Source organism: Streptomyces alanosinicus (assembly GCF_014650595.1).
Lineage (GTDB): Bacteria > Actinomycetota > Actinomycetes > Streptomycetales > Streptomycetaceae > Streptomyces > Streptomyces alanosinicus.
Genome location: NZ_BMVG01000036.1, coordinates 52320 through 68549, shown reverse-complemented (window position 1 = coordinate 68549; position 16230 = coordinate 52320). Strand labels below are relative to the sequence as shown.

The following is a 16230-nucleotide window of genomic DNA, read 5'->3' as shown; positions in this document are numbered from 1 at the left end:
AGCGTTTTGAAGAACTCGGCCTTCAGCTGGTACAGCGGCGTGCTCACCATGCGGCCCTCTTCCCGGCACGGCACGGCCTGGCCGGCCGCCGGTCCACTCGGCATCGCGTCCACCCACTCGTCAAGAACATGCGACCCATCCTCGCGCGTGGCACCGAAAGAGCCGAACTCGTGCCGGGGGGGCAGGTCGCGCGTATCCACCGATGATGAGCCCAGCTGTTGCCGATATTAGCAATCTCGCATTCGGCGGGTCGGGCGTTCACAGAGGCAAGGTGATCCAGATGACCAGCTCGCCCAGGATCAGCAGCGCCGGATCCACGGTGCGGTGTCGCAGCCCGATGCCCCACTCCACGAGAACCTGTTAGCAGCGCGAGCGCGCCGACCGAGTCGAGGACCTGTCGCTGACCTGGTCGTATGCCGGAGGCGAGAACGACGATGCCGCGCCGGTTCAGCTTCTCGACCGCGTCCTTCAGGACGAGGGCGCCGGTGGCGTCCATCGTGGGCACCCGCGACATGCGCGGGATACTGCGCGACGATCGGCACCAGGACGACCGTCATCGCCCCGGTCGGCCCCGGCACCTGCAGATCGGACCCGCCGAGCCCCGCACGGGCGGCAGTCCTACGAGTCATCGGGCGGCGACTCCGGCTTCCCGCACGTGAGGGCCGGAGATGTCGCCGGCCCGGGGGGCGAGGTACACGGTGGTGGCCACGGCCTGGGCGAATGCCCGGTCGCCGAGCGGCTGTGGTTCACCGAGCACGTCAACATCCCGTGCCACCCCGGTCTCTCCGACGCCCAGGTCGACTACCTGTGCGAGGCCCTCGACGAGTCCCTCTCGGCACTCGCGGCCTGACCTTCGCGCGCCTTCACCCTTCTTTCACCTCTCGCCTTTCACCCCTCGCCTCTCACCTTTCACCTTTCACCTGAATTGGAGCCCTGCCATGCCGTTCATCAGCGTCCGCATCTTCGAGGAGCGTCTCGACGGAACTCAGGACGAGGAGTTCATCAAGAACCTCACCGAGGCCGTCACCAAGACCTTCGGCGAGGAATCCCGCTCGCACACCTGGGTGGCTCTGGAGGGAACCCCGGCCAAGCGGTGGGGAATCGCCGGTCGGCTCGGCTCGAAACTCTGAGGCTCGGAACTCTGATACGAGCGGTCGCCCCGACCGTAAAGGACTCTCATGGAATTCGGACTCAATTTCTTCCCGGTCTTCACGCCGGACCGAAAGACGGCCGCTGACTACTACCGGGAGGTCATCGACCTGTCGGTACTCGCCGATGAACTCGGCTTCGAGCATGTGCAGACCGTCGAGCACCACGGCACGCCCTACGGCGGCTACAGCCCCGACCCGGTCACACTGCTGGCCGCGGTGGCGGCGCGCACCCGGCGCATCCGCATCGCGACCGGCGCCGTCATCCCCGCGTTCACACACCCGCTGAAGCTGGCGGGAAAGCTGGCGATGCTCGGCAATCTCTCCGCCGGCCGGGTGGACGCCGGTTTCGGCCGCGGTTTCCTGCCCGAGGAATTCGACTGGTTCGGCGTGGCGATGGGCACCTCACGACGCCGGCTCACCGAAGGCGTCGAAGCCTGCCGACGGCTGTGGACCGAGGAAGACGTCACGTTCTCGGGCGAGTTCCACTCCTTCGGCCCGGTCACGCTGCTGCCGCGCCCCGCCCGGCGTGGGGGTATCCCGGTCTTCCTCGCCTCCGCCTCCTCCCCCGAGTCGTGCGCCGCGGCCGTGGAGGCCGGCCACCACCTGCAGATAGTGCCGTCGATCATCTCCCACGAGACCCTTCTCCAGATGCTCGACGGGTACCGGACCGCATGGGCACGGGCCGGATCCAGATCAAGTACACCTGCTATCTGGACGAGGACCGCGACCAGGCCCTGGCCCGGGGCGAGGAGTTCGAGACGAACTGCATCCGGCTGATGTCGGATGCGATCGCCTCATGGGCCACCACCCGTTCCGACCAGTACAAGGGCTATGAGCCACTCATCGACAAGGTGAAGCAGTACAGCTTCGCCAAGTCGCTGCAGGGCTGCAAGGTGCTCGCCGGAACCCCGGGCGACGTCACACAGCAACTGGCGGACATCCGCGACTGGCACGGCGACGATCTGTGCGTGCCCGCGCCGCGGAACAGGCCGGAGCCCACGGCCTGCTGGCGGTCGCCCCCTACTACAGCAAACCCCCGCAAGAAGGCGTTCTCCAGCACTTCCTGACCATCGCGAACGTCACCGGACTGCCGGTCTCGGGCGTCTCCCATCTGGTCACACGGCAACTGAGGGGACTGCTGGAAGCACATCTGCTCGGCGACGTGGTCAAGGCCGCCGAGTTCCACCGGCATCTCCTGCCGGTCTACACCGGCATGTTCCGCACCCAGGGCGTGATCAGCACCAAGGCGGCCCTCGCCATGGCCGGACTCCCGGCCGGACCGCTCAAGCCCCCGATGGTGGGGCTGGACGCCGCCGGGTGCGAGCAACTCGCCGAGGATCTCGCCGCCGTACTGCCGGTGACGGCCTGACACGGCGATCACCTCGTACTGCGCCACGGGCCTCCGTGAGCGCCGTCGGCGATCGACCCATCCCACGTTTGCGAGACACCCGAATGACCTTCAACTCATCAGACACCTGCGCGACGACCCACGAGAAGCCCGCCACGCCGGCATCCGGTGGCGTCCTGCTGCTGGTGGGAATCGCCCTCACCGCGGCGAATCTGCGCCCGGCCACCACCAGCGTCGCCGCCCTGCTCGCCACCGCGCGGCACGCCCTGGGCGCGTCCACCACATGGGTCAGCCTCATCACCGCCATGCCGACCCTCTGCTTCGGTACCGCCGCGATCGCCGCTCCGTGGATGGCGCGCCGCATCGGCATCCACCGCGCCGTCTGGTCCGGCCTCACCCTGCTGACGCTTTCGCTGGTCGGCCGGCTGATCGACGGGGCGTGGTCGCTGTTCGCCGACGTGGTGCTGTCCTGCGCCGCGATCGCGGTGTGCAACGTCCTGATCCCCGTGGTGGTCAAGCAGGCCTTCCTCACCAAGGTCGGCCAGGTGGCCGGCATCTATTCCGCCACCATGGCGGCGGGCGGTGCCGCCGGATCGGCCGCTTCGCCCTGGCTGCAGTCCGCCTTCGGCTCCTGGCGGCTGGCACTCGCCGCCTGGGCGGTGCTCTCCCTCGGCGCCTGGCTCGTATGGGCTTCCTGCGGCCCCGCCCTCGCCGTCCCCCGCGCGAGCAACGGGCCGGATACCGCCGGCCGACGCCGTTCGCTCTTCCGCAGCGGCCTGGCCTGGATCCTCACCGGCTACTTCGCCGCACAGACGGTCGTCGCCTACGTCATCATGGGCTGGCTCCCGCGGATGTTCTCCGATGCCGGGATGAGCACCGGTCAGGCCGGACTCATCCTCGGCGCGGTGCTGCTGCTGAACATCCCCATGAGCCTGCTCCTCCCGCCGGCCGCTGCCCGCTCCCCTTCCCAGAGCGCGTGGGCCGTGGGGCTCGCCTGCGCCTCACTCGCCGGATCCGTCGGGCTCCTCACAGCCCCCGTGGCCGGGGCCTGGATCTGGGCGTTGCTGCTGAGCATCGGCATCACCTCGTTCCCGCTCGCGCTCACCCTCGTCCCCCTGCGCACCGTGGATCCGGTCGACACCGCGAGGCTGTCGACGATGATGCAGTCCACCGGCTATCTCCTCGCCACCGTCGGCCCGTTGCTGTTCGGGCTGCTGCGGCAGGCCACCGGCACCTGGCACCTCTCCCTGATCGCGCTACTCGTCGCCGTCGTGCTGCAGACGGTCCTCGGAGCGCCGGCCGGCCGGCCCCGCACGGTCTGAGCGGGGTGGTCCGGGCAGGGCCGGACAGCGCTGAGGCGGCACTGGGGAATGTACTCAGGAGCCTATGCGAGCTCCTGTGCCGCTCACCCGGACGCGCGGGTCGCCCGTGCGCAGCGTCACCGTGAGTTCCCCAGGGCGGCCCAGGTCCTCGCCCTGGTGCAGGGTGAGGACGGCGCTGTCGGGGACCAGGCCGAGTTCACGGGCGTACGCACCGAACGCGGCCGCCGCGGCGCCGGTCGCCGGGTCCTCGACGACGCCGCCGACGGGAAACGGGTCACGGACGTGGAACACGGTGGCCGACTCCCGCCACACCAACTGGACCGTGGTCAGGTCCAAGCGGTGCATCAGGGCTTCGAGGCGTGCGAAGTCGTAGGCGAGATCCGCGAGGCGAGCGCGCGTCGCCGCCGCGAGCACGAGATGGCGGGCGCCGGCGAAGGCGATTCGGGGCGCGAACGCCGGGTCGAGGTCGGCGCCCGGCCAGCCGAGCGCGGCGAGCGCCTCATCGAGGTCGGCTTCGGAGATCTCCTCGATGTGCGGCTCGACGCTGGTGAGCGTGGCCCGGACGGTCCCGCTCTCCTCGGTCACCTCCACCGGCACGGTTCCGGCGCGCGTCGCGAACACCAGCTCGCCGGGGCCGATCCGCTCGGCGAGCGCGATGGCGGCCGCGACGGTGGCGTGCCCGCAGAACGGAACCTCGGCCTTGGGGCTGAAGTAACGGATGCTGTATGCCCGCCCCTCCTGGCCGCCGAGGCCCTCCGGGGGCGCGGTCAGGAACGCGGACTCCGAGTATCCGATGTCGGCGGCGACGGCCAGCATGTCGGTGTCGTCCAGAGCAGTGGCGTCCAGAACGACGCCGGCGGGGTTTCCGCCTTCGGGACGGCTGGAGAAGGCGGTGTAGCGCAGCACCTCGGGCCACGGCTCATTCGTCGTCATGCGCATGAAAACGTGAGGCGGCCCCACGGCTATTCCCCGGTTCCGGAAGTGGTGGGAAGCACCAGGATCACCACGGCATTGTTGTGCCGGACAAGATCTCTCACCGCGCCCGCGGCCTTGAAGACTGGCAGGACACGACGGACCTCCGTGGTCCTCGTGTCCTTGCCCGCGCCAGCCGAAAGGCCTTTCTCGTGAACCAGCGCGTCATCTCGCCCCGCAACCGTGGCTTCCTCTTTCTCGACTCCCACCCGGCCGGCTGCCGCGAGCTGGTGAACACCATGTGGCGGGACATACCGGCCTCCAGGGCCGAGCCCGCAGGTGACGGGCCGGTCGCCGTGGTCATCGGCTCGTCGGCCGGGTACGGCCTGGCCGCCACGCTCGCCGGACTCAAGCGCGCGGGCATCCGCGGTGTCGGTGTCTGCTTCGAAAAGGCGCCCGGTGCGCGGCGCACGGCCACCGCCGGCTGGTACCGCACCGCAGCCACCTCGGACCTGGCCCGCGCCGCAGGCCGGGACATGGTCTTCCTCAACGGTGACGCGTTCTCCGACCCGATGAAGGACCAGGTCGCCGACGTCCTCCAGGAGCGCTTCCAAGGGCGCGTGGACCATCTCGTCTACTCGGTCGCAGCGCCCCGTCGTACCGATCCCGACACCGGCGCCACCTACGCCTCGGTCCTCAAGCCCATCGGCGCGGCGCATCGCACCAAGACGCTCGTCTTCGACGAGGACGGCAATCCCGATGTCCGCGAGGTCGAGACGGAACCTGCCCTCGGGGATGACATCGAACAGACCGTGGCGGTGATGGGCGGCACCGACTGGGAACGCTGGATCGACCGCCTCGCGACCCGGGGCCTGCTCGCCGAGGGATTCACCACCGCGGCCCTCTCCTACATCGGCTCCCCTCTGACCGCTGCGATCTACCGCCAGGGCACCATCGGAGCGGCCAAGGCCCATGTGGAAGCCACCGCTCGCGCTCTCGACGAGCGCCTCGCCCGGCTCGTCGGGGGACGTGCCGTGACCTCCGTCAACGGCGCCGCGGTCACCCAGTCCTCCACCGCCGTCCCCGGCATCGCCCTCTACACCGGGCTGCTGCGCGGCGTGCTCGGCGACGGCCTCATTGCGCCGAGCGACCAGCTGACCGATCTGTGGGACCAACTGACCGGTGTCACCCCGCTGGTGCTCGACGGCGAAGGCCGGGTGCGCCTGGACGGCTGGGAGCTGGCCGATGAGGTTCAGCGGGCTGTCGCCGAACGCTGGGCGAAGGCGACCACCGACACCATCGGCGACCTCGGCGATCTCGACTGGTTCCGTGCCGAGGTCCAGCGCCTGTACGGCTTTGCCGTGCCCGGCGTCGACTACACCGCCCCGACCGAGATCGACACCCCGTGGCCAGGGTGCTGAGCATGACGCACGCCCCGAGGACGAGTGCCGGGCGCGGCGAGCTGGGCGGGCAATTGCTTTGACTGACAGGGCTGTTGAAGCTAGTGCCCCAACAGGCAACGTTCGCCCCGTCGCGGCGTCCGGCACGCCCTCTCGCCGCACCGGCCGAAAGCCCACGTACGCCCAGTACGAGGACTTCCGGCCGGCACTCCCCCAGCCTCCGGCCGGGGGGACCCCCAGAGCACGCACCGGACGCCGCTCCTTCACGTGCAAACGTTGCCTGCCGGGGCACTAGCTTCGCGCCTGTGTCTGATACTCCACACCCTCCTGGGCTGGCGGTGGCGGTCGTCGATGTCGCCGGAGAGGTGATCCGTTCCGATGGATAGTCCGATGGATAGTCGGACACGCCCTGACGCCGCGGTCCTCATAGACGAGCGGCGCTGGTACACAGCGAACGAACTCCTGGCGTTCCTGGTCGAGCTTGCCGCTCTGGCATTCCTGAGCTGGTGGGGATTCACCGTCAGCCATGACGCCGCCCTCCGTGTTCTGCTCGGCGTAGGGACTCCCCTGGTGGCGATCGTGTTGTGGTCGCTGTTCGCGGCACCGAGGGCGCGACTACGGCCTGCGCTGCCGCTCGTGCTCGCCGTCAAGGCCGTGGTGCTGGGTGGTGGAGCAGCGGCCTTGTACGGCGTCGGGCATCCTGGTGCCGCCGTGGCCACGTCCGTCGTCGTGGTCGCGAACACGGCGGTGGCCGAGATCTTTCGCCGCAGGCCACCCACCTCGGACGCAGGACAGCAGCGCGCGGACGGCTCACTGCCTTCCGGCTGACTCGCGGATCTTCGGGCGGCGCGGTCGGCCGCGACTGCTATACCCCGACAGAGTGACTTTGCATCAGTTTCACTGTGGACCGGCGCAGGTCACGTCTCGGATGAGGAGAGTGAGGCGTAGCGTTTTCACCAACCGAGTTTTTAGCCCTAGCTAAAGGTGGCATGCTGATGGAGTGGCAACGAAGGTTGTCTCTCCATGAGTTGGGGGTGAATCATGGGCATTTTTGCCCGTGACGAGAGCCGGACCACCCTAGCGGCTTCCCGGATAGCGCGACAGGCGACAGCCTCCCTGGCGGGCCTGCTGGCAGGACAGGGCAAGACCCGCTCCGATCTGGCAGCCGCGATGGGCGTCAGCCCAGGCCGCGTCAGCCAGATCATGTCCGGCGACGCGAACGTGACAGTGCGGACACTCGCCGCCGTGGCGGAGGCGCTGGATGCCGACGTCCAGATCACATTCCGTGCCCGAGGACAGTCGACGGACGCCAAAGCCTGCGGCGGCACGGACTCGTCACCCATCAGGAGCAGCGGGCTCCCGGCCCGTCACTGAGCCCGGCCCTGCTTGCTTCTTGCTTCAGCGGGTGAGCCAGCGGTCGAACCAGCGACGCTGCGGTGGCAGCACCGGACTGTGGAAGGCATCGTTGGACATCGCCTTCGCACGCAGGGTCGTAAGCTCCTCGTTCTCGCTGCGGCGGCCGTGGACGTAGGCGAAGCGCAACAGGTGTCCGCACTGCGCGAGGGCGGTACCGAACGCCTGGCGCCGGGCGACAAGTTCATCAGCCGTCGGCTCACGATCTGCTTGACGGCACACCTCGTCGATCCCTGTCTGCACGTCCAGCGCCACATCGATCGCCCTCTCCACATCCGTGTAGATCGCGTTGATCGTCTTGGCCTCGGCGGCAAGCGGATGCCGCTCCAGCAGGTACAGCTTGAGATCGTGGACAAACACCCTGAGCTGGGCAGACGTTTCAATGCCCCGAAGAAAGCGGTCCGACCAGGTACAGGCGTCCAGGTGCACACGCTGCACCAGCCGCTCCCTGACCAGAGCGATGCCCAGTGTCATGAACTTCACGTACGGCTGTGTGGTCTCGTCCTGCTTCCGCCGGGGCAGCGCGGTGGCCCCCGTCGCGGCACCCGCGATCACCGGGGGAATCGACGCCGCGTGCGGCAGCAGCACCACCGCGCCGGCCGCCACCGCGCCCATCAGCGCCAGCACGAGCAGCATCAGACCCGACGACGCCCAACTGCCCAGCAGCCGCCCTTTGCCGGAGAACTCGCGTGCCAGCCCCACCCACGCGATGACCGCGCTCACGCCAGCGGGTAACACGTAATCAATCAGCCAGGTGTGGTGAAGCCAATTCATCGACGGCGCCCCCAAGACATGCCACGGACAGACGGACCGCCTTCAACATGCGAATACCAAAAGGCCTCCCTCCTGGCACGCGTGACACCGGCACTCAGCCCTCGCGCGGCCTGCCTTCGCCGAAGCCGACGCGAGTGGAATTGATGATGTCAGCCAACGTGATACCACGCCGTCACTTTGAGCAACAATCGGCCCGCGTGTCCGCCCCTCGCGCTCTGCGGTGTGATCGAATGGGGGATGACATCGTTCTGGACCGGCAATCGGATACGTCTGCGTGGAATCGAGCCCGACGACTGGACCGCGTTCATGCGGTTCGCCGTGGACGAGGAGCGGATGGGAGACGTGCTGCGCCCGCCTCGTTCTGCCGAGGGGTTCCGTGTCTGGGCGAAGGAACAGTCCGCTGCCCCGTCTGACGGCGACTGCTTCCAGTTGGCGATCGAGGTCGTCGACACGGGGGAAACAGTCGGTGCTGTCGCTTCGCACCAGGCTGATCCGCGTGCGGGCTGGTTCGAGTACGGCGTCACGATCGGCGCTGATCACCGGCGTAAGGGATATGCGGCGGAAGCCGTGGTGACGCTGCTGCGGTTCATGTTCGCCGAGCGGCGGTATCACAAGTGCGAAGCACGGATCTTCGCGCACAACGAGGCGTCGCTGGCGCTTCACCGTCGGCTCGGGTTCGTCGAGGAGGGGCGCCTTCGCGACCGGGTGTTCCTCGCCGACCGACACCATGATCTCGTCGTGATGGGCATGCTCGCCGACGAGTTCGCCTCGCTGCATTCGAAGAGCGAGCCGGTCTGAATCTCCACGAGCGCGGCAGCGTAAGGGCGTTGGCGCTCGTGCTGCTCCCCCAGCCACACGCGGACATGTTCGAGGCTTGCCTCGGACAGCCAGGGGCTACGGGCGGATCACGATCTTTCCATGGGTGTGCCCTCGTTCGAGTTCACGGAACGCGTCTCGGACCCGCTCCAGCGGGTAGGTGTGCGCGATCGGTACCTCAAGCTCCCCGCACGCGGCGAGCCGGGCGAGTTCGCCGAGTACGACCGCGCACGCCGCCGAGCCCTCTCCATAGGTCCGCGCACCGACCTTGGCCGCGGCCTGCCAGTCGCGGATCGTGTTGATCCGCTCGGGGCGGACGCCCAACTCCACCGCCAGCTCTACGTAGCCGTCGCCGAACGTGTCGATGAACGCGTCGACGTGCCCGTCGGCGGTCTGCCGGATCCGCTCGGCCACGCCGTCCCCGTACTCGACGGGGATGACACCACGGTCCCTCAGCCAGGCGTGGTTCCGCTCGCCGGCCAGTCCGATCACGGTGGCGCCGCGCCGCCGCGCGAGCTGCACGGCAAGCGACCCGACGCCGCCCGCCGCACCGGACACCACGACGGTGTCGGCCGGTCCGGGGTCCACCGCGAACACGGTGGCGTAGGCGGTCGTACCGGCCACGTACAACGACCCGGCCGCGTCCCAGGGCAGTCCCTCCGGACGGAAGACCACGTTCACGTCGTCCACCACGACGAACTCCGCGTGGCTCGCTCTGCCGTGGGTGAAGCCCAGGACTTCGTCGCCCACCGCGAAGCCGCGCACCTGCGAGCCGACTTCCACCACGACGCCGGCCAGGTCGCTGCCCTGCCCGGAGGGGAATGTCGCCGGCCAGCGTTCGTGCAACCCGCCCTCCCGGATATGTGTCTCGCCGGGCTGGATTCCGGCCGCGCGGACCTCGACCAGCAGCTGCGCGGGGCCGGGCACCGGCCGCTCCACGTCCTCCACCCGCAGCACCTCGATCCCCCCGTACGCGTGGAACCGGACCGCCTTCATTTCGTGATCACCGCACCTTCCCGCTCGAACAGCCCTTGGACGGCCGCGTCCTGGACGGCCGCACGTCGAGCGTGCCAGCACATTCAACGAATCAGGCACGCGGCGTCTTCCCGGGAATGCCGCCCGCGTCACCGAATGCCTGATCTGCCTCACCGCGATCCATCGGTGCCCCTGGTTGGCGGGCGCTGTCCCTCCGGCCCCGGGCCGTGGCCGGAGTGGGAGCGGCGGACTTCGGCCACGATGCGGTGCCAGGAACGGATCACATCGGGAATCTGGTCGAGCAGGCCCTTCAGGGCGAACAAGAAGGCGGACACGACACCGGCCGCGCCCAGCACGGCCAAGACGATCTGCGACTCCACGCTCGGGTTCCTCTCCCGGGGATGGAGGGTGGCCGAGCCGAGGGAAAGCCGCATGCAGGGTGGCAGGTGTCTCAGGCCGACCACCCTGAAGACGGATGATCAACTGAGGCCCTGCCGACGTGCAGGCCGCGTATGAAATTGTCGCGATTGACGCAGTGCCAACTCCGTGGCGACCACGCCCGAAAGGGACGTCGGACCCATTCCCGTCGCAGCCAGCCAAGCTGGCCGTGCCCTGCCGACTCTAGCCGCAAGTCCCCCCGCTGTCTGCGGATCCGGCGCTCTGTGAGCGGACCATGGTCGAAAAGCTCCGCACCACGGACAACGCCGGCCGACTCGGCTGCCGTCGGATCCTGAGCAGGTGCCGTCGAAGTCTGAGCGGTGCAGTACGCCTTCGGCCTTTCCTCGGGATTCGCCGTACCCGCACACCGCCGGATGACTACTGTACGGACGCGACGCGTTGCCCACAGTCACCCGAGGAGTAATCCTGTGTCATCGCCCTGCGACCCCAAGCACGCTCCCGCCGGCAACGTGGGCGCGGCGCTCATGATGATCGACTCCCGGCTCAAGAGCATCTATGACGACAAGACCCAGACCGACACCGAACAACAAGCGCTGACCGACCAGTTCGCCGCGTCCATGGGCCCCAGCGGATTCGATGACGTCCTGGACGGCGCGTGCACCCTCATCTACATGTACATGCAGTGGTTGCGGATGGCCTACGAGGACCACGACAAGGACGTCATCGAGTGCGTGGTGCCCAACGTCGTGGCCACGATGCGCATGATGCCCATCAGCATCCGCCCCGAGGCCATCCCCACCATGGCCGGCCTGATCGTCGCCGCAGGCACCGGTCTGAGCCCCAGCCTGTGGCGCAAGCAGTACGGGTACTGGACCACGGAGGAGATGAATCCCCTGGAAGCCACCGCCTTCCTGCTCGCGGAGCACATCAACCGGCTCACCGACGACCGCGACTTCGCCACCCGCCTGATCGCCGACGCACTCGCCGACGCGGAAGAACGCTGACGCGGAGCTCCACGCCGAGTTGCCCCGGCCGACCGTTCAGCGCCGGTCCGCGCACAGCGCGTGGTCGGTGAGGGTCTGTACGGCCCTGTTGAGCCGGTCCTCGTCGACCAGCGCGGTGGTGGACGTCACCGACACGGTCACCGCCCGTCCCCCGTCCGCGCCGACCGCCGGCCGGCCGTACACCCCGAAGCCGTCGCCCTCGTGCATGTAGTAGACGCCCCCACAGGTCAGGGGTACGACCCGCAGCCCGAGGCCGTACCCACCCTGCTTGCCCGCGGGTGGCACCGGCAGGTCGTCGTACGCGACCGTCTGCCGCATCAGCGACCACTGCGTGGCGGGCAGCAGCCGTCCGGTGGCCAGAGCGCGGAAGAACGTGTCGAGGTCCGACGGTGTGCTCACCACTCCGGAGTCCGCGGTGTGCTGGAGACTCTCCTCGGTCAGGTCCACCAGTGCGCCCCCGGGCCCGGTGATGGTCACCCGCTCGTGCGGACCGATCAGATACGGGTTCGCGCCGGGGATGTAGGTGTGCCGCAGACCGAGGGGCGCGATGATCCGGTTCTCGACCAGCTCCCGCCAGTCGGCGCCGGCCGCCTTCTCCGCGATCATCGCTACCAGCAGGTAGTTGGTGTTCGAGTACGCCCAGCGTCGCGGCGAACCGTCCTGCGGCGGGGTGAAGAGCGGGGCGTGTCGCATCGCGATCGCGACGAGCCGGGAGGGCGGGGTGGCGTCGTACCGGTTCTCCTCGAAATGGTTCCGCAGCTTGTCCTGTATGCCGGGATCGGTGATGTAGTCGTAGATCCCGCTGGTGTGCTGGAGCAGGTCACGTACGGTGATCCGCGAGCCGTCGTTGCCGTGTCCGTGAACCACCCCGGGCAGCCACCGCTCCACCGTGTCGTCCAGCGAGAGCCGCCCCTGCGCGGCCAGTTGGAGCACCACCACCGCCGTGAACGTCTTGCTGGTGCTTGCCACCCGGAACTCCGGGTCCCATGGCACGGGCGCGGTCGAGCCCGCGCCCGAAGTCCCGTACCGTGCCCGCACCACGGCGCCGCCCGGCGCGTCCACCCGGGCCACCACGTTCACATCGCCGCCTGCCGCGGCCCGTACCTGCGCGAGATCCCGCTTCAGGTCCCCCGCCGAGTAGCCGCCGCCCGCCGTATGTGCCCCGGCCGGCGCCTCGCCCGCCCCGCACGCCATGAGCGCCGCGATGCACGCCACAACCGCCGTACGCTTCCCCGCCACCCTGTCACCTCTGTGCTCGGCCCAACTCTCTCTCCTGACCCGTACCAGTCAACTCCCGCCCGCTCGTCGCATCGATGGAGCCGCCACCCGGACCCGGGGTAGGGCTGACCAGAGTGAACGAGCGGTATGGTGAGTGTATATACGCCATCCATTGTCACAGGTGTGTCTTGACGACCGTTGTCCCGCAACGAGGTTGACGGCGGCTCTGTCTGAACAGTCGGAAACCCGGTCACGGGACACAGAACCGATCCGTAGGAGCCACGATGCACGTTCGGAAGATCTCTGCGTTCACCCTTGCCGCTGTGGCCGTCTGCCTGTCGCTGACGGCATGCGACAAGGGCGGCACCGACAGCGCCTCGTCCGCCTCCAGCACCACGTCGTCCGCCTCGCCCGGTTCCGCACAGCACCCCACCCAGTCCAGTTCCAGTTCCAGTTCCAGTTCCAGCACCAGCCACGGCACGGCCCACGCCACACCGTCGGGCACCCCCAAGAAGCCCGGGGTGAGCTGCACCAACCAGATCGACTACGCGGGAGACTCAAGGTCCAACGCCGAGATCAACGCCATCGGCGAACAGACCGGCTACTGCCCGCCGGTATCCGGCTCCGGCGGGAGCGGTGCCGCCCACACGGGTGACCACCGCACCGCAGTCGGCACGCTGGAGTACCTGGCACCCGGCAAGCTGATCGTCAAGCCGCAGGGCGGCGGCATGGACCAGGCCTTCCTGGTCTCCGACGCCACGCGGATCCTCGGCGCGGCCGCGATCTGCTCCGCCACCGACGGCCGGGTGACCGTCGGCAACGACGGCTACGGCACCTCGAAGTGCACCGTGGACCAGTTGGAGAAGGCCGCGAAGACCAGCAGCGTCACCGTCCGCGTCACCATGGACCCCAAGTCCGGCGGTGCCGAGACGGTCGAGGAGAAGTACCACCAGTAAGCGGCAGCGGACAGGCCTTTTGCCACTCACTCGGCCGGGCGTGTACTGGCCGTGTTCGCCGACGACCGAGGAAACTGAAGGCACCCCGGCCTGGGGGAACCAACGGGAGGAGCAGCCGTGTCGGACTCGTCGCAGATCGAGATCGTTCGCCGCTACTACGGTGCCAAGGGAGATCCGCAGGTCATCCGGTCGGTCGTCGCAGCTGACGCCGAGTGGGATGTGGTCGAAGGCTTTCCCAACGGCGGCGTGTACCGCGGCCTGGACAGCATCCTGGGCGACTTCTTCGGCTTCCTCGTCCACTTCAACGAGTTCCAGGTCGTCAGCGAGGAGTTCTTCGAGGACGGCGACCATGTCATCGTCCTGGGCCGATACGAAGGCACCACCGCCGCCGGCACCGCGGTGTCCTCACGGTTCGTCCATGTCTTCACCCTGCGGGACAGCAGGATCGTCCGCCTGCGGCAGACCTGCGACACCCTGCCGCTCGCCCGCGCCCTGGACCGGTGAACATCCCACGGCCGGAGGCCAGAGCATGAGCCACTCCCAGCTGCCGGCAGTCGGCTGGCAGCACACACTTGCCTCCGCGCTCACCGGGTTTGCGTCCCGGGACGAACGCATCCTGGACATACGCGTCCACGGATCAACTGCCGACTGCGGCGAAACGCTGGACCAATGGTCCGACCTTGATCTGATGATCACGACCAGCGAGCCGCTCGCCGTAGCCGAGGACCTGGCACAGGAGATCGCTGAGCACCACGCTCCGGTGTTCGCCTCCAACCAGAGCGGGGACACCGACCGGCACACGAGGCGACTGGTGCTGTGTGACCTACGCCGGCTGGACCTCACCTTCGTGGCCGCGAGCCCGCGCGGTGCACCGAAGGCCGTCACCGCGCCGCCGCCCGACGTACGCGGTCTGATCGATCCTCTGGTCAACGACTTCCGGTTCGACGCGGTACTGGCCGTATGCAAGGCAGCCCGCCACGACGTACTGATCGGCGCGCATCTCACGCTCGGCCTCGCCCGTCACATCCTTGTCGCGGCGATGGTCCTCCGCGACCGGAGCAAGGGCACCACCCATCACCGACACGGCGATACCCGCTACGACACCTGGGCGACACGCCTGGCGGCAGCCCCACCCCCCTACGACCCCGTGGCGATCGCCTCCGCCATCCGGTACTACACCGTTGCCCTGCGCGACCTGCTCACCGAACACGGTGTGCACTCCCGTCTCGACAACGGCCCCCTGCTGGCACTCCTCGACACGGTCGACGACCACACCTTCTCGTCCCCGTCCACATTGCGTGCCGAGTAGGGCACGTTCGCGATGCGCCGGTACAGGTACGCGTCGGCCGCTTTTCCCCCGCCGGCCCCCGCGCTGGCCCTCGCTGCCGATCGGCGCTCGTGGAGCGGGAGCGAGGGCGGCGCTTGTTCAGGAGTCCGTCGGGGGAATGAGGTCGGCGAGTGTCTCGGCGGAGCCCTGGGCCGCCTTGGCCGAGCGCGGCAGCATGAGGCTCTCGTATGCGCGGACCGCGTCGTCGATGCTGGATTCGGTGATGAGGGCGTGCGCGAGATCGGTGCCGTCGAGCATGGCCAGGTTGGCACCGAGCCCGACCGGGGGCATCAGATGCGCGGCGTCGCCCAGCAGGGTGATTCCAGGGAGGTGTTCCCAGGTGTGCGGGGCCGGCAGGACGAACAGGGGTCGGTTGATGAACCCGCCGTCGTGGTGCCGTACCGCGTAGAGCAGGCTCTCGTGCCAGCCGTCGAACAGCTCCAGCAGGTGGGCGCGCACGGCCTCGGTGTCGCCGATTTCCACGTCAGCGGGCCCCTGCCAGTTCTGCGGAGCACGGAAGGCGAAGTAGACGCGGATGTGACCCTTGCTGTTGCGTTGGGCGAACAGGATCTTGCTGCCGGCCTTCGCCAGCAGGGTGCCGTTGCCGACCATGCGGGCGAAGTCGGGATGGCGGGTGTCGCAGTCGTCGAAACCGGTCTCGATGAAGGTGACACCGGTGTAGCCGGGTTCGGAGTCCGACAGGGCCGGGCGGATGCGCGACCAGGCGCCGTCGGCACCGACCACGAGGTCGGCGTCCTCGGCGGTGCCGTCGTCGAGGTGCAGGCGCCATGTGCCGTCGCCGAGCGAGGTGACCCCGGTGACGGAACAGCCCCATCGGATGGTGCCCGGGGCGAGGGCTTCCAGCAGCAGGCCACGCAGTTGGCCGCGGTCGATCTCCGGGCTGTCGTCGCCGTGACCGGGCCCCGGGAAGGGCAGCGGGGTGGCGGTGACCGGGTCGAGGACGCGCCACTCCTGGCCTTCGGGCCGCGCCAAGGCGCGGAAGCCGTCGTGCAGGCCGGCCGCGCGGAGGGCGACCTGACCGGTGTCGGCATGTATGTCGAGGCTGCCACCCTGGGGACGCGCACCCGCCGAAGTGTCACGTTCGAAAATGGTGACGGCGTGGCCATGTTGCTGCAGGACGCGCGCGCAGGCAAGTCCGCCGAGGCCGGCGCCGACAACCGCGATGCGGGGGGCGTGTGCGGAGTTCATGGGTCT

The 16230-nt window shown here is 68.9% G+C and carries 19 protein-coding genes and 2 pseudogenes; 13 read left to right on the top strand and 8 right to left on the bottom strand.

Going from position 1 to position 16230, the window contains the following annotated elements; all coding sequences use genetic code 11:
* A partial coding sequence (locus IE277_RS48035) for a hypothetical protein (RefSeq protein WP_229882269.1) occupies positions 1–200 on the bottom strand: 200 nt, incomplete at its 3' end.
* 101 nt (positions 201–301) lie between these two features.
* Positions 302–523 (bottom strand): annotated as a pseudogene (locus tag IE277_RS49795) (STAS domain-containing protein); the annotation flags it as partial.
* A 132-nt stretch (positions 524–655) separates the two neighbouring features.
* Between IE277_RS49795 and IE277_RS38145 the strand changes: the two are divergent.
* The 5 genes and pseudogenes from IE277_RS38145 to IE277_RS38125 all read left to right on the top strand — a co-directional run bounded on the left by IE277_RS38145 (position 656) and on the right by IE277_RS38125 (position 3821).
* Entirely contained in the window at positions 656–850 is a 195-nt protein-coding gene (locus IE277_RS38145; RefSeq protein WP_308433454.1) for a hypothetical protein, read from the top strand.
* Between the two features lie 88 nt (positions 851–938).
* Entirely contained in the window at positions 939–1130 is a 192-nt protein-coding gene (locus tag IE277_RS38140; protein WP_189958325.1) for a tautomerase family protein, read from the top strand.
* Between the two features lie 48 nt (positions 1131–1178).
* Positions 1179–1928: an LLM class flavin-dependent oxidoreductase gene (locus tag IE277_RS38135; RefSeq protein WP_229882268.1), complete on the top strand. Its 750-nt coding sequence runs from the start codon at positions 1179–1181 to the stop codon at positions 1926–1928.
* 136 nt (positions 1929–2064) lie between these two features.
* Positions 2065–2520: pseudogene (locus IE277_RS38130) on the top strand (dihydrodipicolinate synthase family protein); the annotation flags it as partial.
* A 68-nt stretch (positions 2521–2588) separates the two neighbouring features.
* A complete protein-coding gene (locus IE277_RS38125) occupies positions 2589–3821 on the top strand; it encodes an MFS transporter (protein WP_229882266.1) in 1233 nt (410 codons plus the stop codon).
* Positions 3822–3875: 54 nt separating this feature from the next.
* On the opposite strand, the gene IE277_RS38120 is transcribed toward IE277_RS38125, so the two are convergent.
* Positions 3876–4754, bottom strand: a complete 879-nt coding sequence (locus IE277_RS38120) for a PhzF family phenazine biosynthesis protein (RefSeq protein ID WP_189958324.1) — start codon at positions 4752–4754, stop codon at positions 3876–3878.
* A gap of 191 nt (positions 4755–4945) precedes the next feature.
* On the opposite strand from IE277_RS38120, the gene fabV reads away from it, so the two are divergent.
* The 3 genes from fabV (at position 4946) to IE277_RS38105 (ending at position 7507) form a co-directional block, all read left to right on the top strand.
* Complete coding sequence (gene fabV / locus IE277_RS38115) at positions 4946–6154, top strand: enoyl-[acyl-carrier-protein] reductase FabV (RefSeq protein WP_189958323.1); 1209 nt, start codon at positions 4946–4948, stop codon at positions 6152–6154.
* A gap of 369 nt (positions 6155–6523) precedes the next feature.
* Positions 6524–6961 carry a YrdB family protein gene (locus IE277_RS38110; RefSeq protein WP_189958322.1) on the top strand — a complete coding sequence of 146 codons (438 nt, stop codon included), beginning with the start codon at positions 6524–6526 and terminating at the stop codon, positions 6959–6961.
* 213 nt (positions 6962–7174) lie between these two features.
* Entirely contained in the window at positions 7175–7507 is a 333-nt protein-coding gene (locus IE277_RS38105; RefSeq protein WP_189958321.1) for a helix-turn-helix domain-containing protein, read from the top strand.
* Between the two features lie 24 nt (positions 7508–7531).
* On the opposite strand, the gene IE277_RS38100 is transcribed toward IE277_RS38105, so the two are convergent.
* Positions 7532–8269: a hypothetical protein gene (locus tag IE277_RS38100; protein WP_189958320.1), complete on the bottom strand. Its 738-nt coding sequence runs from the start codon at positions 8267–8269 to the stop codon at positions 7532–7534.
* A gap of 288 nt (positions 8270–8557) precedes the next feature.
* Here IE277_RS38100 and IE277_RS38095 point away from each other — a divergent pair, with 288 nt between their 5' ends.
* Complete coding sequence (locus IE277_RS38095) at positions 8558–9118, top strand: GNAT family N-acetyltransferase (protein ID WP_189958333.1); 561 nt, start codon at positions 8558–8560, stop codon at positions 9116–9118.
* 96 nt (positions 9119–9214) lie between these two features.
* Here the strand turns inward: IE277_RS38095 and IE277_RS38090 are convergent, their stop codons facing one another.
* Together IE277_RS38090 and IE277_RS38085 are read right to left on the bottom strand one after the other, a co-directional pair.
* Entirely contained in the window at positions 9215–10132 is a 918-nt protein-coding gene (locus tag IE277_RS38090) for an NADP-dependent oxidoreductase (protein WP_189958319.1), read from the bottom strand.
* Between the two features lie 149 nt (positions 10133–10281).
* A complete protein-coding gene (locus tag IE277_RS38085; RefSeq protein ID WP_189958336.1) occupies positions 10282–10491 on the bottom strand; it encodes a hypothetical protein in 210 nt (69 codons plus the stop codon).
* A 486-nt stretch (positions 10492–10977) separates the two neighbouring features.
* On the opposite strand from IE277_RS38085, the gene IE277_RS38080 reads away from it, so the two are divergent.
* Positions 10978–11514, top strand: coding sequence for a hypothetical protein (locus tag IE277_RS38080; protein ID WP_189958318.1), 537 nt, complete (start codon positions 10978–10980; stop codon positions 11512–11514).
* A 36-nt stretch (positions 11515–11550) separates the two neighbouring features.
* On the opposite strand, the gene IE277_RS38075 is transcribed toward IE277_RS38080, so the two are convergent.
* On the bottom strand, positions 11551–12753 hold the full coding sequence (locus tag IE277_RS38075) for a serine hydrolase domain-containing protein (RefSeq protein WP_229882265.1): 1203 nt from the start codon (positions 12751–12753) through the stop codon (positions 11551–11553).
* Between the two features lie 263 nt (positions 12754–13016).
* Here IE277_RS38075 and IE277_RS38070 point away from each other — a divergent pair, with 263 nt between their 5' ends.
* From IE277_RS38070 to IE277_RS38060, 3 genes are all read left to right on the top strand, one after another.
* Positions 13017–13688: a hypothetical protein gene (locus IE277_RS38070; protein ID WP_189958317.1), complete on the top strand. Its 672-nt coding sequence runs from the start codon at positions 13017–13019 to the stop codon at positions 13686–13688.
* A 117-nt stretch (positions 13689–13805) separates the two neighbouring features.
* Positions 13806–14192 carry a nuclear transport factor 2 family protein gene (locus tag IE277_RS38065; RefSeq protein WP_189958316.1) on the top strand — a complete coding sequence of 129 codons (387 nt, stop codon included), beginning with the start codon at positions 13806–13808 and terminating at the stop codon, positions 14190–14192.
* Positions 14193–14217: 25 nt separating this feature from the next.
* Positions 14218–14997: a hypothetical protein gene (locus IE277_RS38060; RefSeq protein WP_189958315.1), complete on the top strand. Its 780-nt coding sequence runs from the start codon at positions 14218–14220 to the stop codon at positions 14995–14997.
* Positions 14998–15114: 117 nt separating this feature from the next.
* Here IE277_RS38060 and IE277_RS38055 read toward each other — a convergent pair whose 3' ends face one another.
* Positions 15115–16224 carry an FAD-dependent oxidoreductase gene (locus IE277_RS38055; protein WP_189958314.1) on the bottom strand — a complete coding sequence of 370 codons (1110 nt, stop codon included), beginning with the start codon at positions 16222–16224 and terminating at the stop codon, positions 15115–15117.
* Between the last annotated feature and the right edge of the window lie 6 nt (positions 16225–16230).